The organism is Flavobacterium sp. ALD4 (assembly GCF_002836475.1).
GTDB lineage: Bacteria > Bacteroidota > Bacteroidia > Flavobacteriales > Flavobacteriaceae > Flavobacterium.
Genome location: NZ_PJBJ01000025.1, coordinates 112,989 through 139,400, shown reverse-complemented (window position 1 = coordinate 139,400; position 26,412 = coordinate 112,989). Strand labels below are relative to the sequence as shown.

At 36.3% G+C, this 26,412-nt stretch carries 26 protein-coding genes and 1 pseudogene; 15 read left to right on the top strand and 12 right to left on the bottom strand.

The window, feature by feature from the left end:
* Nucleotides 1-2: 2 nt before the first annotated feature.
* Nucleotides 3-818, bottom strand: a complete 816-nt coding sequence (locus CXF59_RS05875) for an SDR family NAD(P)-dependent oxidoreductase (protein ID WP_101136923.1) — start codon at nt 816-818, stop codon at nt 3-5.
* A gap of 159 nt (nt 819-977) precedes the next feature.
* Nucleotides 978-1,928: a PhoH family protein gene (locus CXF59_RS05870; RefSeq protein WP_101136911.1), complete on the bottom strand. Its 951-nt coding sequence runs from the start codon at nt 1,926-1,928 to the stop codon at nt 978-980.
* 195 nt (nt 1,929-2,123) lie between these two features.
* Here CXF59_RS05870 and CXF59_RS05865 point away from each other — a divergent pair, with 195 nt between their 5' ends.
* The 5 genes from CXF59_RS05865 (at nt 2,124) to dnaN (ending at nt 7,072) form a co-directional block, all read left to right on the top strand.
* On the top strand, nt 2,124-2,954 hold the full coding sequence (locus tag CXF59_RS05865; protein ID WP_101136910.1) for an S-adenosyl-l-methionine hydroxide adenosyltransferase family protein: 831 nt from the start codon (nt 2,124-2,126) through the stop codon (nt 2,952-2,954).
* 54 nt (nt 2,955-3,008) lie between these two features.
* The gene (locus CXF59_RS05860; RefSeq protein WP_101136909.1) at nt 3,009-3,305 is read left to right on the top strand and encodes a putative quinol monooxygenase; all 297 of its coding nucleotides are present in this window, start codon (nt 3,009-3,011) and stop codon (nt 3,303-3,305) included.
* A 126-nt stretch (nt 3,306-3,431) separates the two neighbouring features.
* Entirely contained in the window at nt 3,432-4,157 is a 726-nt protein-coding gene (gene gldF / locus CXF59_RS05855) for a gliding motility-associated ABC transporter permease subunit GldF (RefSeq protein ID WP_101136908.1), read from the top strand.
* Nucleotides 4,157-5,842 carry a gliding motility-associated ABC transporter substrate-binding protein GldG gene (gene gldG, locus CXF59_RS05850; protein WP_101136907.1) on the top strand — a complete coding sequence of 562 codons (1,686 nt, stop codon included), beginning with the start codon at nt 4,157-4,159 and terminating at the stop codon, nt 5,840-5,842. Before gldF ends, gldG begins: the two co-directional genes overlap by 1 nt.
* A gap of 111 nt (nt 5,843-5,953) precedes the next feature.
* On the top strand, nt 5,954-7,072 hold the full coding sequence (gene dnaN / locus CXF59_RS05845; RefSeq protein WP_016990794.1) for a DNA polymerase III subunit beta: 1,119 nt from the start codon (nt 5,954-5,956) through the stop codon (nt 7,070-7,072).
* Between the two features lie 421 nt (nt 7,073-7,493).
* Here the strand turns inward: dnaN and CXF59_RS05840 are convergent, their stop codons facing one another.
* From CXF59_RS05840 to CXF59_RS15255, 4 genes are all read right to left on the bottom strand, one after another.
* A complete protein-coding gene (locus tag CXF59_RS05840; protein WP_101136906.1) occupies nt 7,494-9,266 on the bottom strand; it encodes a DNA mismatch repair protein in 1,773 nt (590 codons plus the stop codon).
* A gap of 118 nt (nt 9,267-9,384) precedes the next feature.
* The gene (locus tag CXF59_RS05835; protein WP_101136905.1) at nt 9,385-10,221 is read right to left on the bottom strand and encodes a universal stress protein; all 837 of its coding nucleotides are present in this window, start codon (nt 10,219-10,221) and stop codon (nt 9,385-9,387) included.
* A gap of 214 nt (nt 10,222-10,435) precedes the next feature.
* Nucleotides 10,436-11,269 carry a universal stress protein gene (locus CXF59_RS05830; RefSeq protein WP_101136904.1) on the bottom strand — a complete coding sequence of 278 codons (834 nt, stop codon included), beginning with the start codon at nt 11,267-11,269 and terminating at the stop codon, nt 10,436-10,438.
* Between the two features lie 139 nt (nt 11,270-11,408).
* Nucleotides 11,409-11,558: a hypothetical protein gene (locus CXF59_RS15255; RefSeq protein WP_232758697.1), complete on the bottom strand. Its 150-nt coding sequence runs from the start codon at nt 11,556-11,558 to the stop codon at nt 11,409-11,411.
* Between CXF59_RS15255 and mnmE the strand changes: the two genes are divergently transcribed.
* Both mnmE and CXF59_RS05820 read left to right on the top strand, forming a co-directional pair.
* Nucleotides 11,494-12,840: a tRNA uridine-5-carboxymethylaminomethyl(34) synthesis GTPase MnmE gene (gene mnmE / locus CXF59_RS05825; protein ID WP_232758695.1), complete on the top strand. Its 1,347-nt coding sequence runs from the start codon at nt 11,494-11,496 to the stop codon at nt 12,838-12,840. The two genes, CXF59_RS15255 and mnmE, sit on opposite strands and share 65 nt — an antisense overlap.
* Nucleotides 12,837-13,040 (top strand): annotated as a pseudogene (locus CXF59_RS05820) (dihydrolipoyl dehydrogenase); the annotation flags it as partial. The gene mnmE and the pseudogene CXF59_RS05820, both read left to right, overlap by 4 nt.
* An 86-nt stretch (nt 13,041-13,126) precedes the next feature.
* Here CXF59_RS05820 and CXF59_RS05815 read toward each other — a convergent pair.
* Nucleotides 13,127-14,644: a hypothetical protein gene (locus tag CXF59_RS05815; protein WP_101136901.1), complete on the bottom strand. Its 1,518-nt coding sequence runs from the start codon at nt 14,642-14,644 to the stop codon at nt 13,127-13,129.
* Nucleotides 14,645-14,810: 166 nt separating this feature from the next.
* Between CXF59_RS05815 and CXF59_RS14915 the strand changes: the two genes are divergently transcribed.
* The 3 genes from CXF59_RS14915 (at nt 14,811) to CXF59_RS14910 (ending at nt 16,754) form a co-directional block, all read left to right on the top strand.
* Entirely contained in the window at nt 14,811-15,116 is a 306-nt protein-coding gene (locus CXF59_RS14915) for a hypothetical protein (RefSeq protein WP_157824534.1), read from the top strand.
* Nucleotides 15,117-15,301: 185 nt separating this feature from the next.
* Entirely contained in the window at nt 15,302-16,438 is a 1,137-nt protein-coding gene (locus CXF59_RS05810; RefSeq protein ID WP_101136900.1) for a hypothetical protein, read from the top strand.
* Nucleotides 16,413-16,754 carry a hypothetical protein gene (locus tag CXF59_RS14910; RefSeq protein WP_157824533.1) on the top strand — a complete coding sequence of 114 codons (342 nt, stop codon included), beginning with the start codon at nt 16,413-16,415 and terminating at the stop codon, nt 16,752-16,754. The genes CXF59_RS05810 and CXF59_RS14910 overlap by 26 nt, the downstream gene beginning before the upstream one ends.
* A 279-nt stretch (nt 16,755-17,033) precedes the next feature.
* Here CXF59_RS14910 and CXF59_RS05805 read toward each other — a convergent pair whose 3' ends face one another.
* From CXF59_RS05805 to CXF59_RS05795, 3 genes are all read right to left on the bottom strand, one after another.
* Nucleotides 17,034-17,240 carry a hypothetical protein gene (locus CXF59_RS05805; protein WP_198554640.1) on the bottom strand — a complete coding sequence of 69 codons (207 nt, stop codon included), beginning with the start codon at nt 17,238-17,240 and terminating at the stop codon, nt 17,034-17,036.
* A gap of 1 nt (nt 17,241) precedes the next feature.
* Nucleotides 17,242-18,771 carry a Fic family protein gene (locus CXF59_RS05800; RefSeq protein ID WP_101136899.1) on the bottom strand — a complete coding sequence of 510 codons (1,530 nt, stop codon included), beginning with the start codon at nt 18,769-18,771 and terminating at the stop codon, nt 17,242-17,244.
* A 318-nt stretch (nt 18,772-19,089) separates the two neighbouring features.
* Nucleotides 19,090-19,251, bottom strand: a complete 162-nt coding sequence (locus CXF59_RS05795) for a GxxExxY protein (protein WP_255416301.1) — start codon at nt 19,249-19,251, stop codon at nt 19,090-19,092.
* Nucleotides 19,252-19,489: 238 nt separating this feature from the next.
* On the opposite strand from CXF59_RS05795, the gene CXF59_RS05785 reads away from it, so the two are divergent.
* The 3 genes from CXF59_RS05785 to CXF59_RS05775 all read left to right on the top strand — a co-directional run bounded on the left by CXF59_RS05785 (nt 19,490) and on the right by CXF59_RS05775 (nt 22,652).
* Nucleotides 19,490-20,824, top strand: coding sequence for a cytochrome P450 (locus CXF59_RS05785; protein ID WP_101136922.1), 1,335 nt, complete (start codon nt 19,490-19,492; stop codon nt 20,822-20,824).
* A gap of 108 nt (nt 20,825-20,932) precedes the next feature.
* Complete coding sequence (locus tag CXF59_RS05780) at nt 20,933-21,811, top strand: alpha/beta hydrolase (protein WP_101136897.1); 879 nt, start codon at nt 20,933-20,935, stop codon at nt 21,809-21,811.
* A 664-nt stretch (nt 21,812-22,475) separates the two neighbouring features.
* Nucleotides 22,476-22,652, top strand: a complete 177-nt coding sequence (locus CXF59_RS05775) for a histone H1-like protein Hc1 (RefSeq protein ID WP_016989479.1) — start codon at nt 22,476-22,478, stop codon at nt 22,650-22,652.
* Between the two features lie 594 nt (nt 22,653-23,246).
* On the opposite strand, the gene CXF59_RS14905 is transcribed toward CXF59_RS05775, so the two are convergent.
* Together CXF59_RS14905 and CXF59_RS05765 are read right to left on the bottom strand one after the other, a co-directional pair.
* Entirely contained in the window at nt 23,247-23,399 is a 153-nt protein-coding gene (locus tag CXF59_RS14905; protein WP_198554638.1) for a hypothetical protein, read from the bottom strand.
* Between the two features lie 130 nt (nt 23,400-23,529).
* A complete protein-coding gene (locus tag CXF59_RS05765; protein ID WP_101136896.1) occupies nt 23,530-24,090 on the bottom strand; it encodes a DUF6642 family protein in 561 nt (186 codons plus the stop codon).
* Between the two features lie 365 nt (nt 24,091-24,455).
* On the opposite strand from CXF59_RS05765, the gene CXF59_RS05760 reads away from it, so the two are divergent.
* On the top strand, nt 24,456-24,755 hold the full coding sequence (locus CXF59_RS05760) for a hypothetical protein (RefSeq protein ID WP_101136895.1): 300 nt from the start codon (nt 24,456-24,458) through the stop codon (nt 24,753-24,755).
* A 440-nt stretch (nt 24,756-25,195) separates the two neighbouring features.
* A complete protein-coding gene (locus CXF59_RS05755; RefSeq protein ID WP_101136894.1) occupies nt 25,196-26,347 on the top strand; it encodes a saccharopine dehydrogenase family protein in 1,152 nt (383 codons plus the stop codon).
* Nucleotides 26,348-26,412 lie beyond the last annotated feature (65 nt).

Genomic DNA, 26,412 nt, shown 5'->3' with positions numbered 1-26,412 from the left:
ACTTATTTAAAAACGGATTGCCTGATTATTCTTCCAAATAAACGGTAGCCAATCCCAGACCTAAGGAAACTAAGGCTATTAGCATCAAAACCAATAGTGTACCTTTTAAAATTTTTAGGCGGATTTTCGGCAATTTTAAGTAGTTCCCGAATAATTTGCGGTTTCAAATCGGTGTTTTTCTTTGTTTTATCTTCCACTATCAGACTTATTTTCTCCATTAAATTATTGTAAGAGGCTAAAGATGATCGATTCGATTTAACTACATTTTTTTGGAAATTGGACTGTGTATTTCCAAACTGAACCGTGGAAACGCTGATATTAAAATCAATCAATTCGTAAGCCATGCATTCCGAAAAACTTTCAACGGCATGTTTTGTGGAGTGATAAAAACTCCCTAATGGCAAATTCACTAAACCTGCAATGGAGCTTATATTAATAAAATGTCCCTTCTTTTGAACTCTGAATACAGGAATAAATGCTCTGCAGACTTTTACAACTCCAAGCCAGTTTACATCAACAATCGTATTGATTTCAGCATCCTCAGCTAACTCAACAAAACTTCTATACCCTACTCCGGCATTATTTATTACGACATCTATTATTTTAAAATCTTCAATTATTTTTTTCTTGGCAAAGGCTATACTTTTGGTTGAAGTCACATCCAGCAAATAACAACTGATGTTTTCCACGCCTTGAAGTTCTTTACCATGATCCATGTGAATCATAGTGGCAATAACATTCCATCCATTTTTAGCAAAATGCAATGCTATTTCTTTCCCAATGCCTCCGGAAGCTCCCGTTATGAGTACGTTCTTCAATGTGTCTGTTTTAAGCTTTGTTATTGTATCCCAAATTAAACGCAAGGTTTTAATATTTCTGTAACAACAAGAGTTGAATATTATTTTAAAAAGGACAACCTCATGCGGGGTCATACATAGCCCTCATTTTAATGTCTACCAAAAATACAATTTTTATTTTTATTCTGGATTCTCCGTATATTTATAAGCATCCAATACTTTTTTCACTAATCGGTGTCTTACAATGTCTTTATCGTCCAGATATACAATTCCGATTCCTTCAATATCCTTTAAGACTAATAACGCCTCCTTAAGACCTGAAATGGTTCTTCTTGGCAAATCAACTTGCCCGGGATCTCCAGTTACCATGAATTTTGCACTTTTCCCCATACGGGTCAGGAACATTTTCATTTGGGAATGTGTTGTATTTTGCGCCTCGTCCAAAATCACAAAAGCGTGATCCAGCGTTCGTCCTCGCATGAAGGCAAGCGGAGCAATTTGTATAATCCCTTTCAGAATATAATCTTCCAGTTTTTCATTAGGCAACATATCCCGCAAGGCGTCATACAGCGGCTGCATGTAGGGATCTAATTTTTCTTTCATATCTCCAGGAAGAAAACCCAAGTTTTCCCCTGCTTCCACTGCCGGACGAGTAAGGATGATGCGCTTTACCTGTTTTTCTTTCAATGCTTTTACGGCCATCGCTACCCCTGTATAGGTTTTTCCTGTTCCTGCCGGACCTACGGCAAAAACCATATCGTTTTTATTTATGGTATCAACCAGCAATTGCTGGTTGGGTGTCATGGCTTTGATGATTTTACCACCAACACCGTGCACCAAAATTTTATCGTTAACCAAGTTTCTTTTATCGTCCTGACTCTCACCTAAAATGACACGCTCAATAACATTATTATCTATGTTGTTGTACCGTGTAAAATGCAGCATTAGCCGTTGGAAACGATTTTCAAACTCGTCTAAGATCTCTTTTTCCCCAAATGCCTTCAAAGTAGTTCCTCGAGCAACAATCTTAAGCTTTGGGTAATATTTTTTAATTGTTTCAAGATGAGTGTCTTGAGCGCCCCAAAATTCTTTTGGCGCGATGTCTATGAGCTCGATTATTCTTTCGTTCAAAAGTTGTAGTTTTATATGAAAATCAATGAATTAATATATCCAATCCGTATTTGTTTTAATCCTGTGTATTATTTATGGTATTATTTGGAATTTGTTTTTTGTTTTTTGCTTTTTTGAATTTACTATTATTAGATTTGCATCACTCAAATTTAATGAAAATTAGTTTTAGAATACACCAATATTTATAAAAAATATATGTCAATAATTACCCTTACTACCGATTACGGCTTGAAAGACCACTTTGTTGGTGCGTTGAAAGGGAAAATATTATCTGAGTATCCTGAAGCTTCCATTATCGACATTTCACATCATATTGACCCATTCAACACAGTTGAAGCAAGTTACATTATTAGTGCGGCCTATTCGAGTTTCCCGAAAGGGACGGTGCACTTAATAGGGGTGGATATGGAATTGAATAAAGAGAACCAGCATATCGTCATGCAATGGAACGATTCCTTCTTTATTGCTGCCGATAACGGCATTCTTAGCATGCTTTCTCAAAAAATTGTTCCGCAAAGAATGGTTGCCATCAACATTCACGATCGCCTGTCCAGTGAAGCAACCGGCCTGGATGTTTTTGTTTTGGTAGCCTGTCATATCGCCAAAGGCGGATTACTTAATGTGATTGGTAAAGAAATCAATAGCCTGAAGCAAATAACAGAATTAAAAGCGGCTATTTCAGATGACAACAATATGTTGAAAGGCCATGTCGTTTATATCGATCATTTTGGCAATGTAATAACCAACATTAGTAAAAGACAGTTCGTGGAGTTTGCCAAAGGCAGACCTTATGAGATTATAATGAAAACTAAAAACATCAAAACCATTTTGCCGAATTACTCTGCAATTGCCAGTTCTGATAAATATCCGATCAAGAATTATGAAGGAGAAAAATTGGCGATTTTTAATGAAGCCGGTTTCCTCGAAATTGCCATTTTCAGAAGTAACCCCTCCAACGTGGGCTCAGCAAATAGCTTATTGGGGCTAAATTACAGAGATGTTGTTTCTATCCAATTTAAGAATTAGAAGATTACTTTAAATAGAAAAACCTAAAATGATCAATCGTTAATCATAAATCACATGTTTGTACGAATAGTAAAATTGAGTTTTCACGAAGAAAACATCCCAGTCTTCCTGGAAAATTTTGAGGCCAATAAAGAAAAAATTCGGAATGCTCCCGGGAATCGTTTTCTGGAATTGTATCAGGATAAAAACAACAACAGTATTTTCTTCACTTACAGTTATTGGGAAACGGAAGACGATCTAGAAAACTACAGAAAATCTCCATTTTTTAATGAGGTTTGGACTTTTACGAAAAAGTTATTTAATGATAAACCGGAAGCCTGGAGTGTGGATAAGTTGGCCAGTTTGCAGTAATGAGTTTACAGTCTACCTATAACAAAGGATACTTCTTAGAAAGCCGTAAGAGATAGAAAAATAAAACTTAGCGCCTTAGCTTCCCTGCCTGTGGCAGGCAGGTTTGTGGCAAATTAAAAAATATACATGAAAGCCCTATTATTAAGAGAAATTAAGTCCTTTTTTGGTTCGCCAATAGGTTATTTGGTCATCGCGCTATTTCTGATTCTCAACGGATTATTTCTTTGGGTTTTTGAAGGGGACTACAACATCTTGAATACCGGTTTTGCTGATATGACACCGTTCTTCACTTTAGCACCCTGGATTTTGATTTTCCTGATTCCCGCCATAACTATGCGTAGCTTTGCGGATGAGAAAAAGCAGGGAACACTGGAGTTACTTTTAACAAAACCCTTGAGTCTTTGGCAGATTGTCAACGGAAAATTTCTTGGTGCAGTACTACTCATTGTAATGGCCATTATTCCGACATTCATTTATGTCGAAGTAATCACCAACCTGGGAATGCCGGAAGGAAATATAGACATGGGAAGCACCATTGGTTCTTATGTGGGGCTGTTGTTTTTAATTAGTGCATATTCTTCCATTGGAATTTTCACGTCTACCCTCTCCGATAATCAAATCGTAGCTTTTATCCTCTCCGTATTTTTGTGTTTCTTTTTCTATTTTGGATTTGAAGGTTTAGCCTCCCTTACTCCCTCCTTTTCTACTCTAATCTCCGCTTTTGGAATGCAAGACCACTTTAAAAGTATGGGACGCGGCGTGATTGACACCAGAGACGTGCTCTATTTTGTGAGTATAACGGTGTTGTTTCTTTCGTTTACTGTCTATAATCTTAAATCTTTCAAATTGTAATGGTACCACTTAACAAAAGCAACCTCAAATCGGTATTGATTACAATCGCAATTTTGCTGATTATAAACGCAATCGGAAACCGGTTTTTTCATCGTTTTGATTTAACAAAGGATCATAGATATACCCTATCCACCACTTCTTTAGACATAGTCAGAGAAGTGAAAGAACCGCTGTACATCAAAATATACCTACAAGGGGATTTGCCTGCTGAGTTTAAAAGACTGCAGCAAGAAACGCAGCAGCTATTAGAAGAATTTCAAGCCTACAACCAAAATATAGTTTTCGAATTCATCGATCCATTGGAAAACGAAGATACCAGTATGGATAACATCAAAGAGTTGTATCGAAAAGGATTGACACCCATAAACATAACGGTTGATGACAAGGGAAAACAGTCGCAAGCCATTGTCTTTCCATGGGCTATAGCGGTATATCAAAACAAAGAAGTCAATATTCCATTATTAAAAAACAGAATGGGCGCTACTACCACTGAAATGGTAATTGGTTCGGTCCAGCATCTCGAATATTCGATTTCGGATGCCTTACAGAAAGTCACCACGGTGAAGCAAAAAACGGTTGCCGTAATCAAAGGCAATGGTGAGCTTCAGGATGTATTAATGGCCAAATTCCTATTGCAGATAAGAGAAAGTTATCACATAGGACCTTTTACTTTAGATTCGGTTGCAAAAGACCCTACCGGCAGCCTCAACGCTTTAGAAAAATACGATTTGGCCATTATCGCCAAACCTACCGAAATGTTCTCTGATGCCGAGAAACAGGTCTTGGATCAATTCATAATTAACGGAGGAAAAACACTGTGGCTCGTAGATCAGGTAAATGTGGAGATGGACAGTCTTTACAATCCTTCAGGATCTACATTTGCGCTTCCAAGGGATCTGAATTTGAACGATATGTTCTTTAAATACGGTTTCCGCATTAACCCAGACATAGTCAAAGACGAACAGGGAAGTCCGATAAAACTGGCGACGGGAGAACAGGGAAGCGCCACGCAGTACCAAGAATTCAACTGGAAATTTGCTCCATTGGTCTATCCGGAAAGTACACATCCGATTGTGAAAAATTTAGGCGGAATCAAATTTGATTTTGCGAATCCCATCGACACGCTGAAAAACGGAATTAAGAAAACCATACTGTTGCACTCGTCCCGATATTCTAAAAAAATTGGCGCACCGGTAGAAGTGAATTTAGATATTGTTGCTGAAGAAACCAGCCCCAATCACTACATCAAAACGGGAAACATGCCGCTTGCCATATTACTGGAAGGATCCTTCCATTCCATGTTTGAAAATAGGGTCTTGCCTTTTGAACAAGCAACGTTTGAGTCTGCTGGAAAAAAGAATAAAATGATTGTGATTTCTGACGGGGACTTAATAAAAAATCAACTGGATAAAAACTTTCAACCCGTCGAACTGGGTTACGATCAACGGTCCGGAAATTTATACGACAATAAGGATTTCATGCTGAACTGTGTCAATTACCTTTTAGACGATACCGGACTTATTAACATTCGAAGCAAGGATCTGGATTTGCCTTTATTTGACAAAGAAAAAGTTTTTGAAAACTACGGCAAGACGCAAGTCATAACTATCGGGCTGCCACTTCTAATCTTAGTATTATTTGGCGTTTTATTTACGTACCTCAGAAAAAGAAAATACGGTCGTTAGATGTTAATAAAAAAGTTTCAATACTAGAATAGTTTACAATATATTTGTAAAATGTATTGTATTTTACAAATCAAAATAAAATAGATACCCAAAAAAAATAAAATAAAACAGATGAAATTTATAGTATCGAGTTCGTACTTATTAAAACAATTACAGGTTTTAGGTAATGTTATCAACAGCAGCAATACTTTGCCCATTTTGGACAACTTCCTATTTGAGTTAGACAACAACGAATTAACGGTTTCGGCAAGCGATTTAGAGACTACAATGTCTGCTAACTTAGCTATTGATTCCACCAGTAAAGGAAGTGTTGCCGTACCGGCAAAATTACTATTGGAGATCCTTAAAACTTTTCCAGAACAACCGTTAACTTTTACTGTTGAAGAAAACAGCACGATTGAGATCAGTTCAAACTCTGGTAAATATGCTTTAGCGTATGCTCCCGGTGATGAATTTCCAAAATCTGTTAACTTGGAAGAGCCTTCTGTAACTTTAGTTCCAGCTGATGTCTTGGCAACAGCAATAAGCAAAACTATCTTTGCTGCCGGTAACGATGATTTACGTCCAGTAATGTCCGGTGTATTTTTTCAGTTTTCTCCTGAAGGTTTAACTTTTGTGGCAACTGATGCACACAAACTGGTGAAATATGCACGTACAGATGTAAAAGCGTCTCAAGTGGCTGATTTTATCATGCCAAAGAAACCTTTGACTATTCTAAAAAATATCCTTTCTGCTTCAGATGCTGAAGTGAAAATTGAATACAACGATTCGAACGCCACTTTTTCTTTTGATAATTATATTTTAATGTGTCGTTTAATAGACGGGAAATATCCAAACTACGAAGCGGTTATACCAAAAGAGAATCCAAATAAATTAATGATTGACCGTTCTCAATTTTTGAGTTCCGTACGTCGTGTTGCTATTTTCTCTAATAAAACAACACACCAAATTCGTTTGAAAATTGCAGGTGCTGAATTGAATGTTTCTGCTGAAGATATTGATTACTCTAACAAAGCAGAGGAAAGATTGACTTGTGACTATCAAGGGGACGATATGCAAATAGGATATAACTCCCGTTTTCTTACTGAAATGCTGACTAATCTGCAATCAGATATGATAATGCTTGAAATGTCATTACCTAACAGAGCAGGGATTCTTACGCCTGTTGACGGACTAGAAGAAGGCGAAACGGTAACGATGCTTGTGATGCCAGTAATGCTAAACAGTTAACAATAAATTACGATTTTGTTATGTTTAATTTTTGATAGTCAAATATTATACTTATCATTGTGAAACGATTACGCTATTAACCAAACCATTTTTATATTTAAAAAAACCGCTATTTCCTAACCAGGATATGCGGTTTTTTTTGTTTATCATCACCCCGTCCCAATAGATATCGGGAAAGTGTGAGACGCTTGATAGTTTTTTTTTGGATTTTACTATATCATTCTTTTTGCCACGAATTCCCTAATTATTTTTCTCTATTATTTGGGTTTAATAAACCGCATGAAGATGATGCCATTACTAATAATTTGCGATACCTCAATTACTTGAATAGTTGTTTCTATGTATAGGAGAAAAGGAATTAATCAAAAAATAAATTTAGTGAATTCGTGGCAACACTAATTTAACACCTTTCTTACACTTGCTAGATCACTCCCATTTTTTTCATTAGGAACGTAGCACTTTTGTTTCTGCAGATGCCGTCACGAAGTTTGTAATCAAAATGCAATTCATCATTTTCAATTTCGACTTCAAAGCATTTATTGGTGAGAATATCCGGATACTCATTTGTAGTCAAGCAAACTTCTATGTCGTGCGTCGCAATAGCACCAATGGCTTTATGGGCAATCACTTTCTTCACGACTTCTATGGTTCCGTTTCTTTTATCATCCGAATTAGTTCCCCTGAGGATTTCATCCAATAATACAAAAGCGGCATTTCCTTCTAATTCATCCATGATCTGTTTTAAGCGCTTTATTTCGGCGAAAAAATAAGATTCACTGTCTGACAAGGAATCAGACAAACGCATCGAAACCAACACCGGTAAAGGATGTACATTGGCTTGGTTCGCACAGACCACTGATCCCATGCCGGATAAAACCATATTTATTCCTAGACTACGCAGAAAAGTACTTTTACCGGACATATTCGACCCGGTCAATATCATAAAAGACTGGGGATGAAAAGCTACCTCATTCCCTACTCTAGTTTTGGCATTTAGTAAAGGATGACTCAGTTCCGAGAAGTCGATTTTAAATTCGGTGTTTAATGTAGGATAGACAAACTCGGTGTTGTTGTAGGCAAAATTAGCCAGACTATTCAGCATTTCAAATTCGCCGATAACGTCCAACCAGTCTTCCAGTGCTTCAGAATGCTCTTTTTTCCAGTTCAGTAATTTTTTCAATACATGAAGGTTAAAAAGGAAGGTTCCATTAAATAAGGAAGCTGTCAATAGATTCCCAATGGTATCCATATTAGAAAACAATCCGGATAACGTTTTAAGATGGACACTGGCATTTTCTTTTTTGAAAGTAAGTTTTTGCTGCAAATCCTTCAGTTTTTGAGAATGGAAGGATTCCTCTTCTATTTTTTTAAGCAATAAACCATACTGGCTAATCATCTTATCAATATCTTCCGCATTGGCAATTTCTATTTGGATGCGTTTATAAAATTTACCCACAATCAGCAAATTCAATATAAACAAATAGGACAGATAAGATAGTAAAACAGCCTCAAAAGTAAATATATAAGAAACAAGTACCCCTAAAAACAGCAGTGGCGTAACATAGGAAAGCACGATTGCCCCTTTGGACAATAGCACACTTGGAAATTTACCCCATGCCATCAATGCTTCGTAACTCGCTTTAGAATCCTGGCTTACTTTGGCTAAAGCCAAGAAATTCTGACGCCAGTCTAGTTTTCCGGAAAGCTCTTTAACAGCCGTCTGGTTTTCAATAATTTCTTGATTCGGAGATAAGGTGAGTAATTGCTCGGCTAATTTTTTCTTTCCTATAAAAGTGGCGGTTCTATTTAGGTTTTGGAACAGGGAATGTTCACCAAAAATATCCAAGTCATACGCATAGGGATGGTGAAAATCATTAAACTCTAGTCCGTTTTCAAACGGAATGGTTTTCTTCTCTAAATAAGAGATTTCATTTTCATTAATTTCCAGCAGCGCCGTATTAATCTCTCTTTCAAAAAGCAATTTAGAGTGAATCCGCATTAAAACTATAAAGCCAACAAAAAATAAAACAGCGGAAATTGTAAGAATAATTCCGCTGTTTTGTATGTAATAATAAAGAGATCCTAAAAAAAGAATAATATACAACAGTCTAAGTAAACTGATTGAATTATATTTTTTATTAATTTTGCTTAATTCCTGAGAATAGCTTTTACTCTTTGCACTGTATTGATTCATATTTCGATTTAATTGAAATACAAATATAGTAGTACCGAACTAAATAAGCTATTAGAATAAGGGGCAATGTAACAACACGCCAGAAGCCTTCGCTTTATCTTCAAGTAAAACTGCTACCCTATTCCTTCATAGGAATCGCCAGAATGGGAACGTCAAAATTATTGGCGAATTTTTTAGTCAGGCTAGGATGGAACAAACCTTGAAAAAACGTTTTTTTATAGCTCACCATCGTCAATATGTCTATTTCTTTATATAAGATAAAATCTAAAATGGTTTCTTTCACTTCATCGCTGTCTATGACAAAAAATTCAATTGGTTCTTCCTCAAAATCCTGTTCCCATTTTTTAATTGTTTCTTTTGCAACATCTGATTTGTTGGTTTTCACATACAGACATTTTACATCCGCACCCGCCATTTTTGCCAATTTCACGACTTTTTTAAGCGCTTTTTTATCTTTAGTTCTAAAACGTGTCGTAAAACCAATGGTTTCCGTTTTCTTGTATTTAGCATCCACCGGAATACAGAGCACCGGCACATCGACATCCGCCAAAACGTTACCGGTATTCGTCCCGGAAAAAAACTCAGACCATCCGGAGGCACCTTCAGTACCCATGACCACGTAATCTATTTTATCGTCTTTGATTGATTTGTTGATATTGTAAAGCAAATTACCATCCATCAAACGGTGTGTCATTTTAATTTTATCTAAATGTCGCTCTTCCGCTATGGCACGAAGTTTTGGAATTTCTTCCTTAAACATTTCGAATTGCGACAACTCTACTGATTCGTAGATAACCATGTAGTTTTCAGGAAAAAACTGATTGTCAAATACCGGTAATTCAAAGGCGTGCAATAACACCAGTTCGCCCTGCACTATTTTTGCAAATTCTAAAGCATGGACAAATGCATTGGTGGCAGCTACAGAAAAATCGGTTGGGAATAGGATACGTTTCATTTTATAATGATTTAAAGTGATCGATTATTCAAATTCATAACTAAAGTTACAATTATAACATGATAAATATCAGTAATTTAGTTTTATTTTAACAATAAAAAGCGTTCCTTTCCTGAAGACAGATATTTTTTATATTTCTAAATTATTGAGGTACAAGTGATACAATCCGCTCCTGTTTTTAAACCCTGATCATTGGTTAATCCTCCCTCTTTCTTTAATCAATGTGAATCGCTAAAATAGGGATTTGAAATTCAGGATGCTTCTTTTTAGTATAGCTCGGTTGGAACAATCCCTTGAAAAAACCTCTTTTATACGTCAACATCGTCAGCACGTTAATGTTTTTATCCCCGATGAAATCTACGACCGCCGTATTGCTATCCTCGCTTTCAACTACAAAAAACTCAATCGGTTCTCGTATGAACTCCATTTTCCACTCCTCTATTGTTGCTATTGAAACATCGGAATCACTCGTTTTCACATAGAGACACTTCACAGATGCATTGATTAGTCTCGCAAAGTCTAAAACCGTGCTAATCGCTTTTTTATCTTTGTCTCTGTATCGCGTCGTAAAACCAATCGTTTTAATCGGTTTGTATTTGGCTCCCAAGGGCACGCATAACACGGGAACCGCTATCTCAATAATGACATCCCCGGAATTAGACCCTACAAAAACGGCATCCCAGTCCGTGACACCGGCAGTTCCCATGACCACAAAGTCAACCTTATCCTCAGTAACACTCTTTTGGATGTTTTCAATTAAATCGCCCTCCATTAACCGGTGTGTCATTCTTATCTTATCCAAATTGCAAGCTGTCGCAAGGGTATGTAATTTGGGAACTTCCTCTTTAAACATATCAAACTCCGTTAACTCTACCGTATCATACACCATATTGAAATTCTCGGGAAAAAACTGGTCGTCCATCGGCAGTACGTGGTAAGAATGCAACAAAATAAGTTCGCCTTGAATTTTTTTCGCAAATGCCAATGCATGGCCAAAAGCGTTTGTGGCCGCTTCCGAAAAGTCGGTTGGAAATAGAATACGTTTCATTTACTGTCTGTTTAAAGTGGTTATCACAAAGAATACAAACCTAAAGTTACGGAATTAAAATCAAACAGGAAAAGCGCTCTCAACTTGGCCAATCCCGTCCAAAAGGCAATTCAATATATAAATAGATACTTCTTTAGATTTAGTACCTTTGTGGCTTACAACCTAAAATTATGCTATACAACGATTCGATAGTAGCTTTAGCGACCCCTTCCGGAGCCGGAGCTATCGCAGTCATCAGAATATCAGGCCCTGAAGCAATTACCATTGGAAACAGTGTGTTTAAATCCATAAAGAACAAAGACTTAAGCAAGCAAAAAACGCATACCCTGCATCTGGGGCATATCATGGATGACACAAAAACGCTGGACGAAGTATTGGTCTCTATTTTTAAAGGGCCCAACTCTTACACCGGCGAAAATACGATTGAAATATCTTGTCACGGTTCTACGTATATTCAACAGCAGATTATACAGCTGTTGCTTCGTACAGGATGCCGTATGGCCGACCCGGGAGAGTTCACCCTGCGTGCGTTCCTAAACGGCAAACTTGATTTGTCGCAAGCAGAAGCCGTTGCAGACTTGATCTCCTCGGACAATGCAGCGTCACACCAGATCGCCATGCAGCAAATGCGCGGCGGTTTCTCTAACGAGATAGCCAAATTACGCGAAGAACTGTTAAATTTCGCCTCCCTGATCGAACTCGAACTCGACTTTGCCGAGGAAGATGTGGAGTTTGCCGACAGAACCCAGTTCCACGAATTACTGAACAGAATCGAATTTGTCCTCAAACGACTCATCGATTCCTTTGCGGTAGGAAACGTAATCAAAAACGGAATTCCAGTCGCCATTGTGGGAGAACCCAATGTGGGGAAATCGACACTGTTGAATGCTTTATTGAACGAAGAACGCGCCATCGTTTCGGAAATAGCCGGAACGACACGCGATACTATTGAAGACGAATTGGTCATCGGAGGAATTGGATTTCGATTCATAGATACGGCGGGAATTCGTGAAACTCAAGATGTGGTAGAAAGCATCGGTATCCGTAAAACGTTCGAGAAAATCGAACAGTCGCAAGTGGTCCTTTATCTATTTGAAAGTCTAAAATTTAAAGTTCAAAGTTCTGAATATATCGTAGAAATCGAAAAAGTTAAAAATCAATTTCCACTAAAACCACTAGTGGTGGTGATCAATAAAACCGAATTACTGACCGATGACGAAGTGGTGGGAATCAAAAATCAACTCGAACCACTGAATGTGATTCTAGAAATGATATCTGCCAAAGAAAACATCGGCATTGAAGAATTGAAAGATAAACTACTGTCTTTTGTCAATACTGGCGCTTTACGTAATAATGAGACAATCGTAACTAATACAAGACATTACGACTCTTTACTAAAAGCGTTAGAAGAAGTAATAAAGGTAAAATACGGACTAGAAACCAACCTACCCAGCGACTTAATGGCTATCGATATTAAAGATGCCTTGTATCATTTTGGAATGATTACAGGCCAAGTCACCAATGACGAATTGCTAGGTAATATATTTGCCAACTTCTGCATCGGAAAGTAAAAATAATCTTTGATACTAAATACGGAGAATACCACATGATTGGTGATGCTGTTGCGGATATGATCGCTGAAGCAGTTGTTGCTCGTAAAAGAGAAACTACTGCACACGAAATTTTAAAGGCGATTCACCCGCAACCTGCAATGGGTGGAGCAGTGTCGGAAGCTATCGCTCACGCTTATTATGAAGTTAATCGCTTATAATTGCCATATACTAAATAATCTAATGATGAATTAAATCCGTTTTGCGAAAGTAAAACGGATTTTTTTTGTAAAACAATTGGACGAATTTATCGGGTTATTTCATTTACATCAGACATACGAGACAGCATCTTAATATGATCTATAGCTGTTTTATAAACTTCGGTTTTATCTGTTTTTGCTTTTATCCAAGCATAAAAGCTAATGGTAAAAACATCCGTATCTTTCCTTTTTACATCTAATAAATCATCAACTTTATTCTTAAACGTTTCTGAATAAACATCTTCCGCTTTATAATAATAACTTGTAATTAATTTAAAAAAAACTAAAATCACATGTTCATTATGCTCTTGAAGGTGAACCGTGTATTTTCTTTTAAAACTATTTAATCGAGACTCCACCAAATCCATATAATCCAATTCTATGAGCAACAATATTTCAATCAGGTTTTTTTGAATTACCCATACGTACCCCATCTTTTCAATATACCAATAATCACTATGATAGAAACCCTGAAGGGTTTTTAAAGCCTCTTTGTAGTTGTTTTTAAAAAACAAGGCGACAACCAATGTGAGTTTTAAATCAAGTGTATAACCTGTTTTGTTTTTATACTTTTCAAAGTCAAACAATGTTATTTCTCTAACAGCTTCGTCATTTCGAAACGTATAGATAAGTACTAAACTTTTTAATAATACATATTGTGGATAAAAAACGGAAACGTATTTTTTATTTTCCAAGCTCATATTTGAATGCATTGTATCCAGATAACCCGCCGAAAGCCCAAAATTTTTAATCCTGAAATAAGTGTTTGCTAAATAATACAAAACCTGTAAATGATCGTATAAATATTTGTCTTTTGTTCGTTCTGTCGCTTCAATTTTTTTACAAGCGTCTTCAATAAACGGCAGAACTGCTTGGTAATCTCTTGTAATGTAAGCTACTTGGTTGGTGATTTGTAAAATCTTGAAAAGCGATTGGTAACTTAAATTTTTAGTGATCGAAATGTTAAATTTAAGCAAGTTCCTGTTGATAATATCCGAAATTCCCGGATTACTATGGTTTAACTCCGCTTGTATGGTAGCGCAAAATAAATTTAAATTTTCCTCCAGACCCATGTTTAATTTATTTGCCTGATACTTGTCAATTACATTTTGCAAATCCAGAGTTGTATTTAGATGGGCGTGCAATAGTAGAGTTTGGTATATTTCATTCAAGATATTGAACAAGGAATGTTTACCCGCAATTATTTCTGCTTTTGCCAATGTTTTGAAAGCGATGTAATGCTGTTTTTGCTGAAAAAACATCCTGCTTGCCAATAACAATTTTAAGGCATTCATTTCTTCAGAAGATTCCTTGTCAAAGCCTTTGGTGGCAATAAAATCAATCAATAAATCGTGTAATCTCTTACTAAGGGCATGATAAGCTCCTTTCGAAGGCTTTCCGTATAAAATCACATCTATATTGGACGGCATGTTGGCATTGTCTAAAAGGCGAAACAATTCTACATTCTTAGTATCGTTTCTTTTGTTGCGCTCCCTTAATTTTCGCACAAACTCTTTTTTGTTCTCGTTAGACAAAGTTGCAATAATCGAATATATACTACTCATTTATATCGTAAGTTAATTTAACCAAATATATATATTTTTAGACATAAATTTGATAAATTTTAAATTTATATCATAAGTATTATTGAAATAATGATTTCAGCAGTTCGGTTAATTGTTACAATTTTGACCCATAGAAATAAACAACTAACCAACTAAATTTAAAATCATGAGCTTAAAAAATACATCCCCTTTAATAGTCGTATCAATACTCGGTGTTATATCTATACTACTTCCTGTATTTATTTTGGGTAATTTAAAGCCCTATGAATCTCCATTATTCCCCTTACTTAGAACAGGAATTGAAGGCATTTCCAAGTACAGTTTTCTGTTCCTTCTTTTGTCTGGTTTTATTGTCAAGTTATTTAGTGATGCTCCCTCTTGGAAAATTGGATTAATGAGTATGGTTTTATTCCCATTAGCTGCCATCTGTAATGATAGCCGATCCTACTTCCCATACCATGTTTCCATTTGAATTCATATTCTATGCCTTTTATACAATTCCGGCTCTAGCGGGAGCATATACCTCTCAACTTGTTAAAAGTCTGGTAACTGCTACAATAAGGTATTTGAAAAAATGATTTGATTTGAAAAATAAAGGATTGAACAGAATATCAACTTCCACATAGAAAAAACAATTAACCACCTAAATTGAAAATCATGAAATTAAAAAATATATTTACTTTAACAGTGGCATCAACTCTTGGTGTTTTACAAAAAGTAATTTTCCTGTTTCGTTCTAAATTGGCTCCCCGTAATGCCCATTTTAAAACATTCATTTATGCAATCGCCGCTTCCTTATTTTTAATCTCTTGTGGTGGCGGAACTACTCCAAAGTATTTAAGCGAGCCAAGAGTAGATGTTTCCAAATGGACACCTACAAAAGAAGTAATCTTGAAAAAAGACAGTTTGAATTTGGTAAAAGCGATCGTACCAGTACAAGACTCAACTGAGTTCCTGATAATAAGTAACAACCAAATTTGCAATTTTTCGAATAATATATTAACCAAGGATTGCAAAACTCTCACTCCCGGGTTATCGGATCTTGCTGTTATAAAAAACACTTCACAAGAACCATCGTATATCGTCGGAGGTGGACTATGGGGCAATCCATCTGCTGCTGTATTTGATAGTAACGGCCAATTAAAATGGAAGAAAGAGTCTGGTTTTGATGCTATTGGAAAAACCGCAGTACTCGATGATGGTGAAGAACGCTTTGTTGTTTTAGAAAATAAAAATCAAGAACTTCTGTATTTAAACTTTGAAACGGGAGAAGTTGTTCGTAAAGGATCTGCTAAAAGGATAATTGGCTCAGCAGATTTTACCGGAGATAGCCATTATGAGCTTCTGGCCGCAACCGGAGAAACAGATTTTGCCGTTTTCAATGGCAAAGAACAAGAAATCTCTCGATTAACATTATCGGACGACTATTGGTACGAACCTGTTCTTACATCAGCCGCTCTGCCTTTTGTGGTATTTTCTGCAGAGGAAATCTTGGAAGTCTATGATTCTAAATTGAAAATCGTAAAAAAATACAAAGCGGCTGGAGCCGGATCCAAAATGCATGTTGTGGCCGCCACCTTTATTGGTAATGCGCCAGATGCACCGTTTGCAGCACTCTATTCAGGAAGAGGTGGATGGCACCGAAGTATTCTATATGTATTTTCGTCAACAGGAGAACTTATCTATAAAGAGATACTAGGCGATGATTTCCAGAGTATCACTGCAGTGCCTTCAAACAACAAAAAGATAATCTTAATTGGTGGTCGAAATGAAGTTATACGTTATTCATTCTAAAAGTACAGAGGTGAATTTAAAGATTATGCTCTTTAAATATAACGGATTTAGGTACGGGATATACAGCTATTTTTATTCTTACGGCAAGACGAACTTGCCTCCTACTCTCTTTAAGGATGAAAAAGGAAATGAATTTATTGGGAATGACACTCAAAGTAAAGATGAGTCCATTGCAAAGCTACTGCCGTTTTGTTACAGAACAACTAAAATACATTGCAAAGGAAATAAAATAGATTCCCGAGAGTACTACCACATTATTCCCGAAAATAAAAGAAGGCTATTGCGCTTGCCCTTATGGGGAGCTACTCGTGTATGACAACCTCAATGGTAAAAAGACAATTATACTGGTAAAGAGATAGAAAACAGCTATTTTAGGGTACATCAATCTTCCAGAATGTATTTGGATTGCTGAAGTCCAAAGACGCATTATCGTTAGCGAATTTAATCCGCATAGTACCCAAAAAAATTTAACTAACAAAATTAGATTGCTAACTTGATATAAATTTTTGCTGTTGTCTTCTGTATTGAAAAAGCGAACATAAAACGAAGTGCCATCCTCTTTAGTCAATTGAAAACGGTCTCGTAGCGTCTTGGCTTACTCAAACACAGTGCCTTTGGCTAAATGATTAAGTATGGCATCAAACTCTTTGGCAGTAAAAGTAGTTTTGTTCAAAAGAGCCAATTGACTTTGTAAGTTCCCAACCAAAGCGGCACCATCTTGTATTGTAGCGGACGCATAACTTAAATCCCGCAATTGCTTGATTAAGTTGTTTTCTAATAGGGCTTCAGATTGGTGGCTCATGTTATTCTGCTATAAATATTTCTTGATACTTATTTTCTATGTCGTTAACTTCCGATTCTTTTAAATCTAAAAATTCTTTTTTTAAGGCCCGTTTTGATAATGCGCCATTTCCTTGTTCTAAAAGCCGAACCACTAACGCTACCATAGTATCGGGCATTTCATACGTATTGTCTAAGTATCTTTTAAACGCATCATAATTTTGAAGAAAAGTCACCTCATTAGGAATGACTCTATCTAAAGTGTCTTCTACACAATCATATAAAAATTCGGCTTGTTTTGTTGCGTCAAAATAGCGGTAAAAGTCTACAGTTCCATTTAAAACTTCCACATTATGATCCACTGTTTCTTTCCATTGAATGTGATCTAATAAAGGATGAGAATAGGATTGTAAAACTGTTTTATAATCGTTTATATGATCTAAGATAGAGGCCGAAACAGGAAAAATAACGCCTTGTTTTGTAAATTCTTTTTTGGCTAGAACATGATGGATGATGTACCGATGTAAACGCCCATTACCATCTACAAAGGGATGAATGAATACAAAACCAAAAGCTATGGCAGCAGCAGCCAAAACGGCATCATAAGTAGGATCTTGCATAATTGCATTTGCAGCAAGCAAGCCATACATTAAGGGTTTAATATCCTTTGCTGTTGCCGAAATATGATCTGGAATAGGTGCTCCTGTAGCTCTGTCGTGTTCTCCAACAAAGCCTGCTTTCTTGCGCAGTCCCATTTCCGTAAATCGGCTATTTTCAATTACAATTTGTTGCAGTCGTTCTAATTCTTCTAAGCTCAACGCCGCACCTCCTGCTTGACCAATGGCTTTCCCCCAGCGCATGGCTCTGTTGTTTCCTGGATTTTCATTTTCAATAGTAAAAGAGGCCCTGGAATCTTTTAACAATAAAAAAGAAGAGGCTCTTTGCACTACATCCTTATGAATATTGTTTAAATAAATGTCTTTTTTATTGGAAAGAGCCGCATTAATTTTCGCTTCTAATTTTTCTGTCTTAAAGATTAAAGGGCAAAAATCTACCGTTCCAGGGAGGTTGTTTGTTATTTTATGACGGGATGATTTTATGCCTGTAACACTATATTGCACTTTCTCCTCCAGTAGTGGAACGTAATTTTTAATCGCTAAATCAGCAATAGGAAGTTCTGTTTGAAGTAACCATTCGTATAAAAACCAAATTTTTCTACTGTATTGGCCTGTTGGTTCTATTTGAAGTAAGCTCATTACCTCTTCTTCTGAAATTTTTTGAAATAGCGTTTTAAAAAACAACAAATTAACACCTTCATATTTTAGAGCAAATACAAGTTGATGAAATAGTGTTTCTTTTGGTTGGTGTCGAGGTGTGTATACTAACCAGTTTTCTGTGCTGTACTGCTTGTGCTTTTTACTGATGATTGCTACTGCATGTGGCATGGGCAATTGTAGCTGCATCGCATCTATAATAGCGCCATAACCCACTAATGTGCCAGGCTCTGGAGTTGTTATGCCATTAAATACCGTTATATCTTTAGAAAATTGCATTTTATGTTTGTTTAAATTCTATCAAATATGTGAAAAATAGGTTTTGTTTGTGAAAAATAGGTTTTAAATAATTATTTTGTGAAAAACAGGTTTTACTTGTAAAAACGCATACGATAACTAGATGAAAAACAAGTTTTAATTATGAAAAATGAGTTTTAATACCTGCTTATTGTGAAAAACAGGTTTTAATTAAAAATAGCTGCTACCACTTTACACAAACAGTTGCTGTAACAAGCTCCTTATTGTCTGAACCACGATTGACTTGATTTTCTTGATTACTAAATACGAAATCCTTTTTTTCCTCCTAATCCTTTTCAATCACGGTTTAAGACTATTATTATGCACTCTTTTAAATTGAAGACTTTTTGCACCAAAGTTAATTAACAACCCAATTTCGACATTATACGCTTCCAAATAATTAATGGCTTGCGCCAAATAAACATCTTCCATTTGTATTACCGCCTTTAACTCCACCATAATGCACTTTTCTAAAAAAGATACAATCCTATCCTAAATAAATTTTAAGCACATGAAATTTATTGAGGACAGGGTTGTATAGTTAAAAACTTTAGAATGATGTTTTATAAGTATATTTTAAATAAAAAATACAACAAAATACATAAGCAAATATGCTTAAATTTGTAAAAAATAAATACAAAAAGTCAACTTTTACAAATTCTTTAAAACGGGTTGTTAATGAGTGCAAATAAAATTAAAAATGAGTGTATCCAATAAAATTCCAGAAGTTTCTTTTTTTAAGTTTCTAAAGCATGCCAAAGCTATTTTACAAAATCCTTTACCATTTCACGCAAAAAACTTTGATACTTTAGGAGATATTTTTCGTTTAAAAATTGGTTTTGGAAAATCTGTTTTGTTTTGTAGGGATGCTGGACTTTTACAACATGCGCTTCAAAAGAATCAAAAAAATTATACTAAATCTTATATTCAAACCAAAGATTTAGCAAAATATGTTGGAAAAGGATTGTTAACTGTTGAGGGAGAGCATTGGCAAAAACAAAGAAAATTAATTCAGCCAGCTTTTCACAAAGGCCAACTTAAGCTGTTGGTTGATACCATTCAAAAAACCATTTTAGCAGAATTAAAAAATATTAAAACTGGAAAACCGATGGATGTTTTTCCTGTTTTTAATGATTTGGCTTTTCAAACTGTTATTAAATCAATTTTCAATATAAACATTTCTGGTGCTGATATTGATTCATTGCAACATACCACAGAAGCTACTCAAAAAATGTTGGTTCAAGAACTAAGACAACCTTTTTTTGTTTGGTGGTTTAACCTTTCAGGAAAAACGAAAAAGCATTTAGACTTGACTCAAAATTCAAGAACAATTTTAAAAAGATTGGTGGAAGAAAGAAAGCAAAGCAGCGGAGATCATCATGATTTATTGAACATGCTTTTAAGTGCAAAATATGAGGATGGCTTTAAGATGGATGAAAATCAATTGGTAGATGAAATATTGATTTTATTTGCAGCGGGTCATGAAACAACTTCAAATGCACTTACTTTTACCTGCGAATTGTTGGCCCGAAATCCTGCAGCACAGTCAAAAATAGCATCTGAAATTAAAAAAATAAAAAGTGAATCTACGGATTGCATGCATTGGATAAAAAATGCGAGTTATACAAAATTAGTTATTGAAGAATCTATGCGTTTGTTTCCTCCAGCCTATTTTATAGACCGCGTAAATATTGAGGAAGATACTTATAACGGAATTGTTTTACCCAAAGGCTCGAATTTGTTGTTTTCAATTTATGAAATTCATCGTCATTCAGACTTTTGGAAACAGCCAAATGAATTTATTCCTGAGCGTTTTTTAGATGAAAATATTAAGTTTTCAAAAAATTATTTTCCTTTTGGTGCGGGACCTAGAATGTGTATTGGCAATAATTTTGCCATGTATGAAATGATTTTAGCAATTATTGCTTTGGTAGAGCAATTCGAAATTATTGAAAAGGAATCCCCTATTCAAATAAAACCATTAATTACGCTGAAACCAAACAATGCTATTTTGGAATTTAAAAATAGGATTTGATTGAAAAATCAAATTTTTAATTAAATTTCCGCAAATCAAACTAAATTCTTTGTGAGGAAACAGTAGTTGCAAACTTGTTTAATTAGTAACAAACAAAAAGTAACTTAAATGAATATTTTAAAATCAACAAAATTTGTAATAACTACAATGCTATTACTCATTTCTAGTACCATCGCATTTGGTCAAAAATTAGAGCCAAAAGAAAGAATAACAGAGCCAGACCATACAATTACTTCTAAGATATTGGGAAGGGATTATAAATTGTACATTTCTTTTCCTAAAAATTATTCGACAAAAGACACAGTTTCTTATCCAGTCTTATATGTTTTGGACGGTGAGTGGGTCTTTCCCATAATCAGAGGAACAAGAGCAATTTTGGATTCGGAAAAAGAACTAGAAGACCTTATCATTGTGAGTATTAGTGATGCTGATTTTACTTTTAGATATCAAGACTATACGACATCTTTATCTACTTCTACAGATGAAAAAGTAAATAAAAGAAGTGATATGCCCAAAGGCGGGCTTATATCTGGAGGAGCAGATAAATTTCTTACATCTATGAAAACCGAAATAGTTCCATTCGTAGATAAGAATTACAAAACTAATTCTGATAGAGGTATTTTCGGTCACTCATTTGGGGGTCTGTTTGCAGCTTATTGTTTGGTGAATTCAGATGGCTATTTTACTCGATTTGGCATCAGTAGTCCTGCACTTTGGTGGGACAATGAGAAGTTATTAAACCAAGCAGTTACTCAATTCAGGGAAAATAAAACCTGGGATATACCGCAAACTAAAGTTTTCATTTCTGTTGGAGATAAGGATCACTCAGGCATAGTACCAACGATGGTCAAGTACAGTAGCTATCTTGAGCAAAGTGATTACGATAATATAGAATTGAAGTGGCAAATATTTGAAGGAGAATCACATAATTCTATGTGGTCCGCTAACGTAAGTAAAACTTTATCTATTTTGTATGGTAAAAAGTGAGAGTATAAATAGACCTTAGGACCTCATAAAAACATTGTAACGCTGGATAGGTTTTCGTCGAGTTGCATGAATGATGAAACTCATGTTGAACAGAAAAGACAGCGAATTCGACGAACACCACGGGGTTATTAGAATAATATAAGAAGATTTTTAAATATTCGGATCGTTGCTGTTTTGCCTGGTTTACTCTTTATATACTTTTAGGCGTGATAAGCTACCCATAAAACAGTTTTTACAGGCAACTGAGTTTTGGCTACTTCCAAGGGTAGTATTGATTTAAAAACTTGGGATAATCAAGGGAAAGCTAAAGAACGATGTTGATAGATCTGCAAAAATTGCAGTTTTCTACAGACTTTGTACCTAAAATGTACCTCATAGCCTCCTAAGTACTGTAAAATAACAGATGTTACATTCTGCATCGGAAAGTAACAACAATAGATAGTATTTAATAGTAGGTGGCAATTTTTAAAGTTTAATACAACTTTACAAAAAGAAAATAACAGCTTTTTTTTATAACCAAATTAGCTACTTGTAAGTAAAACTAACATTAGTTTTTGGTACTGATTGAGCAAAAAAATTTAATATTGAATTATTTTTAACATAATATTATTAGGCTATATTACCCAAAATTCTATTTTTGTAGTCTTAATTTAATAAAAGACACATGAAAGAATTAGTAGCAAAGATTAACGCTGAGTTTGAAGCATTTACTGCAGAAACAGAATCTTTAATTGACAAAGGAGTAAAAGCTGCTGGAGCAAGAGCACGTAAGTCAACTTTGGAAATGGAAAAATTATTAAAGGAATTTAGAAAACTTTCTATTGAAGAGTCTAAAAAATAATTCCCCGTTACACAAAAGTCCTTAACTAATCTAAGGACTTTTATTTTTTAATTCAATTGAGTAGTATTCAAGCGGAATTTGCCGCGAGAACATCTGTATAGTAACAGTCACAAGGATGCCATTTCAGGCTATTCAATACAATTCCGTCGGAATCGCCCTAAAGACATAAACCCAAAACGAGCTTCCTCTAGTCGTTGTTTTGGGTTTTGTTTTATGCTGTGCTCCCTCCCTTACAGGCTTTTCGTTGCTATCTTGGTCAGAAAGAGTCGTTATCATCCTGCCTTTTTATAACGGCATAATAGCTGTTACTTCATCAAATAAATCGTCCCATTTTAAATTAATATCGATAGTCAAGACATTTTTTGCCGCTCACGAAACCGCTTTAATTTCTTTTTCTCTCTCTGTGACATCATCAATCATTTGGAAATATAGATAATAAAATAATATTTACAAACTATATTTAGCCGAGCAGGAAGTAGAATGTTTTTTCTCCAAATGTTCCATAATTCTTTGGGGCAAGTTCTATGTTACTCCCGTATATAACACAGTAACGTATTTGTTGGTAATGATGTACACAAACCCTGGTTTCATTTGCTAACGATGTTGTTGTTGTTGTTGTTGTTGTTGTTGTTGTTGTTGTTGTTGTTGTTGTTGTTGTTGTTGTTGTTGTTGTTGTTGTTGTTGTTGTTGTTGTTGTTGTTGTTGTTGTTGTTGTTGTTGTTGTTGTTGCGACGGCGAAGCAATCACATCCTATTACTCAAATTTGTTCGTTCAATTAGTCTGCCAGTATTGGTGTGAAATGAGATACATGGAACGCCGATTTCCTGCCGTTCTACTCTCTTTTAGCTCTTCCCCTTTCCAGCACTATGCTTCCTTGTTAATAATACAGCCTAAAATCGAGCTGTTTACATAGGTTGTAGTGTTTTTCATGTAATTCCTCAACAATATGGATCACGTTATCCTCGTCCTGGCATAAACTAAAAAAAGCTTTGTCTAAGTGAATGCTGCTTACCGTATGAGCTGCCACTCCATAACCCGAAAGCGCCCGTGCTCCCGTGACATCTATAAAATATTGCGCTTCTTCCACGTCTAAGTCCAGCTCCTTTATATTGGCAAAATGCACAATTTTCCCAGTCAGTTTCCCTTCAAAAAGCTCAGCCATTTCCTCTAAACTGTAATAATAATCATTGACGCAAATCGAATTCCCTCCGCCGGGCATCACTAAGTAGATGACCTCATAATCCTTAAAATTATGGTCATCATAGCGCAAGGCATTCAACCCTTCTTCCAATCCTTCAATCGCATCGCAAGTTCTGTAAATACTCGTTATCCCCTGTTCAAAGGCGATTTGCCCCAAGTTTTGGAATACTTCGGTATTAGTGTACGCTTCTGCATCGGGGACTGCTTCGAGGCAGAAAATAAATTTATCGTTATCCATAAAAATTCGTTTATTTAGCTGCTACAGTGCAAACAGCTGTTTTTATTATTACGAAGGCTCCAAAATGACCACATTTCAAGGAGCAACAACCAAACAGCCGCTTTCCCATTAGTAGCTGCGGATTCCAAAATCCCATTGTGGAAGACCCTCGCTATTGTCCTGCAAAATTACTAAGAATGAGATTCATTGTCAGCATATAACAAGTATTAGTTATTAACCGAAAGCTCTAGTCTATTTTTTCGACACAAAAAACAGCTTCGAGGGAGATAATAATACGGAGAGCGGTACAAACCCATTTGTTAATTGAGGCATCGAAGAAAATCCATCCTAATTTTTCGTACTTTTAAGACACTAATGTACCGCTGATGCAACACCGTTATTCCATAGTGATCAGTCCGCCGGATACCATCATTGCTTTGGTCAAGTCCATGAAAGAAGCCTTAGCAGTAGAAATAGGCTGGTTTCATAGTAAAAAATCCTTGGCACACATCACGATTAACGAATTCATGGCGACGGATAGCGAATCCGAAGGAATCAAGAAACAACTTGTTAACATCTGCGCCACCCTGCGACCCATCGAAGTGTATTTCGACCAATATGACCACTACCCCAACGGTACCTTTTTCATCGCCTCGCAAACGCATTCCAAACACCGTCTGGAATAGATCATTCGAAAGATACACCAATCGCTTCAGCTGGAGCACTTGTTTCAAAATAACGAAGCCCACATCTCCGTCGGTCGTCGCCTGAAACCAAAAGAGATTGCGACGGCACACATTTTGTTTCCTTCCATAGATATGCATTTCGTTTGTAACAATATCACGCTGCGTCGTTTTAATCCAAAAATAAAACAGTTTGCGATCTTAAATCGCTTTGAGTTTAAGTCCGCTTCTGGTTTCACTTTGTGACCCAAGTGCTCTTGCATGGGTTTACAATGCTATCCTGCTGCCCCACTGACGCCTCTTTCCTCCACTGTAAAAAGAAGGAGTTTATTGAGTTCTAAAAATAATCAAGTAACTAATTAACAGACTATTAAATAAATAATACACTGGAAAATTATCAGAGTATCATAAATAGTATTCCGGAAAATGCGTAACTTTAGTTTATGAAAAAACATTTCAACATTATTATCGCCGGAGCTGGAGGCATAGCTGAAGCGGCTGGTTTGATTCTCATGGAATGGAGCGACGTGACTCCTACCCTTTTTATTGGGGACAGAAACCATTTAAAAGCGAAAAAAGTGGCTACTTGGATTGAAGCGGGAACAACTAAACCCTGTTCCGTCGAACCCTTTCTCCTCGCGGAAGAAGGATTGACCCAGGAAATGATGGCCATCTTACGCAAGGGAGATATCATTCTCGACTGTCTGCCGGGCAGCCAGGCTACAAGAATAGCCGAATTTGCCAAAGATTTTCAACTGCATTATGCCAACTTGACGGAGTACATAGCCGAAACGGAGAAAATAAAGGATTTGGCAAAAGATGTCACAACCGGTTTTATATTGCAAACCGGCCTGGCGCCCGGTTATATCGACTTACTAGCAAACGGGCTTTTTCAACAATTTTGCGCCGATTTTAAAGTGGACAGCATCAGTACCTTGGAATTAAAAGTGGGCGCACTCGGAAAACATGCCGTGGCTCCACATTATTACGGTTTTACTTGGAGTCCCGTGGGTGTTGCCACCGAATACTTGAAAGACACCATAGTGCTTAGAGACTACGTTAAAACCACGTTACCCTCACTATCAGAAAGAGCAACTATTATAATAGACGGCAGGACCTATGAAGAAGACCTTACCTCAGGTGGTGCCGCTGATTTGCCGGATGCCTTATCAGGAAGAGTACGCTCGCTGGACTACAAAACCTTGCGGTTTTCAGGTCATTATGCGTGGGTTGAAAAGCAACTTGCTGAATTGAAAAGGTCAGCAAACCCGATTGAAGCTCTACAGCGAAAAATGCAAGCCGCGATACCACACATAGAGGAGGACCAGATTGTTATATATGCTGCCGTGGAAGGAAAAGACATAGAGGGGGTTTTGCGAAGAAGGGAAGTTTCCAAGCGTATCTTTCCCCAAAAAGTAGGGAATCATCAACTGAGAGCCATACAAACCACAACAGCCGCACCTTTAGTTCAGGCCGCGCAACTATTACTCGAGAACCCAATCAAGGGAGTACTACTTCAAAGCCAAATCAATACCGATAAATTTCTTAATGGTAATTATGTCGTGCGCGTTTACGGCAAAACTAAAACTACCTAAATGAAACAAAAAAGGGAATAGCCATTGAGCTAAACCCTTCAAGTAAACTATTAATTATTAGTATA

Excerpts from the sequence above, each read along its gene's own strand:
- CXF59_RS05865 (WP_101136910.1), top strand. The coding sequence starts at position 2,124 with ATGTCAATAATTACCCTTACTACCGATTACGGCTTGAAAGACCACTTT.
- CXF59_RS05860 (WP_101136909.1), top strand. The coding sequence starts at position 3,009 with ATGTTTGTACGAATAGTAAAATTGAGTTTTCACGAAGAAAACATCCCA.
- gldF (WP_101136908.1), top strand. The coding sequence starts at position 3,432 with ATGAAAGCCCTATTATTAAGAGAAATTAAGTCCTTTTTTGGTTCGCCA.
- gldG (WP_101136907.1), top strand. The coding sequence starts at position 4,157 with ATGGTACCACTTAACAAAAGCAACCTCAAATCGGTATTGATTACAATC.
- dnaN (WP_016990794.1), top strand. The coding sequence starts at position 5,954 with ATGAAATTTATAGTATCGAGTTCGTACTTATTAAAACAATTACAGGTT.
- CXF59_RS05840 (WP_101136906.1), bottom strand. The coding sequence starts at position 9,266 with ATGAATCAATACAGTGCAAAGAGTAAAAGCTATTCTCAGGAATTAAGC.
- CXF59_RS05835 (WP_101136905.1), bottom strand. The coding sequence starts at position 10,221 with ATGAAACGTATCCTATTCCCAACCGATTTTTCTGTAGCTGCCACCAAT.
- CXF59_RS05830 (WP_101136904.1), bottom strand. The coding sequence starts at position 11,269 with ATGAAACGTATTCTATTTCCAACCGACTTTTCGGAAGCGGCCACAAAC.
- CXF59_RS15255 (WP_232758697.1), bottom strand. The coding sequence starts at position 11,558 with ATGGATTTAAACACACTGTTTCCAATGGTAATTGCTTCAGGGCCTGAT.
- CXF59_RS05815 (WP_101136901.1), bottom strand. The coding sequence starts at position 14,644 with ATGAGTAGTATATATTCGATTATTGCAACTTTGTCTAACGAGAACAAA.
- CXF59_RS14915 (WP_157824534.1), top strand. The coding sequence starts at position 14,811 with ATGAGCTTAAAAAATACATCCCCTTTAATAGTCGTATCAATACTCGGT.
- CXF59_RS05810 (WP_101136900.1), top strand. The coding sequence starts at position 15,302 with ATGAAATTAAAAAATATATTTACTTTAACAGTGGCATCAACTCTTGGT.
- CXF59_RS14910 (WP_157824533.1), top strand. The coding sequence starts at position 16,413 with ATGAAGTTATACGTTATTCATTCTAAAAGTACAGAGGTGAATTTAAAG.
- CXF59_RS05805 (WP_198554640.1), bottom strand. The coding sequence starts at position 17,240 with ATGAGCCACCAATCTGAAGCCCTATTAGAAAACAACTTAATCAAGCAA.
- CXF59_RS05800 (WP_101136899.1), bottom strand. The coding sequence starts at position 18,771 with ATGCAATTTTCTAAAGATATAACGGTATTTAATGGCATAACAACTCCA.
- CXF59_RS05785 (WP_101136922.1), top strand. The coding sequence starts at position 19,490 with ATGAGTGTATCCAATAAAATTCCAGAAGTTTCTTTTTTTAAGTTTCTA.
- CXF59_RS05780 (WP_101136897.1), top strand. The coding sequence starts at position 20,933 with ATGAATATTTTAAAATCAACAAAATTTGTAATAACTACAATGCTATTA.
- CXF59_RS05775 (WP_016989479.1), top strand. The coding sequence starts at position 22,476 with ATGAAAGAATTAGTAGCAAAGATTAACGCTGAGTTTGAAGCATTTACT.
- CXF59_RS05765 (WP_101136896.1), bottom strand. The coding sequence starts at position 24,090 with ATGGATAACGATAAATTTATTTTCTGCCTCGAAGCAGTCCCCGATGCA.
- CXF59_RS05760 (WP_101136895.1), top strand. The coding sequence starts at position 24,456 with ATGCAACACCGTTATTCCATAGTGATCAGTCCGCCGGATACCATCATT.
- CXF59_RS05755 (WP_101136894.1), top strand. The coding sequence starts at position 25,196 with ATGAAAAAACATTTCAACATTATTATCGCCGGAGCTGGAGGCATAGCT.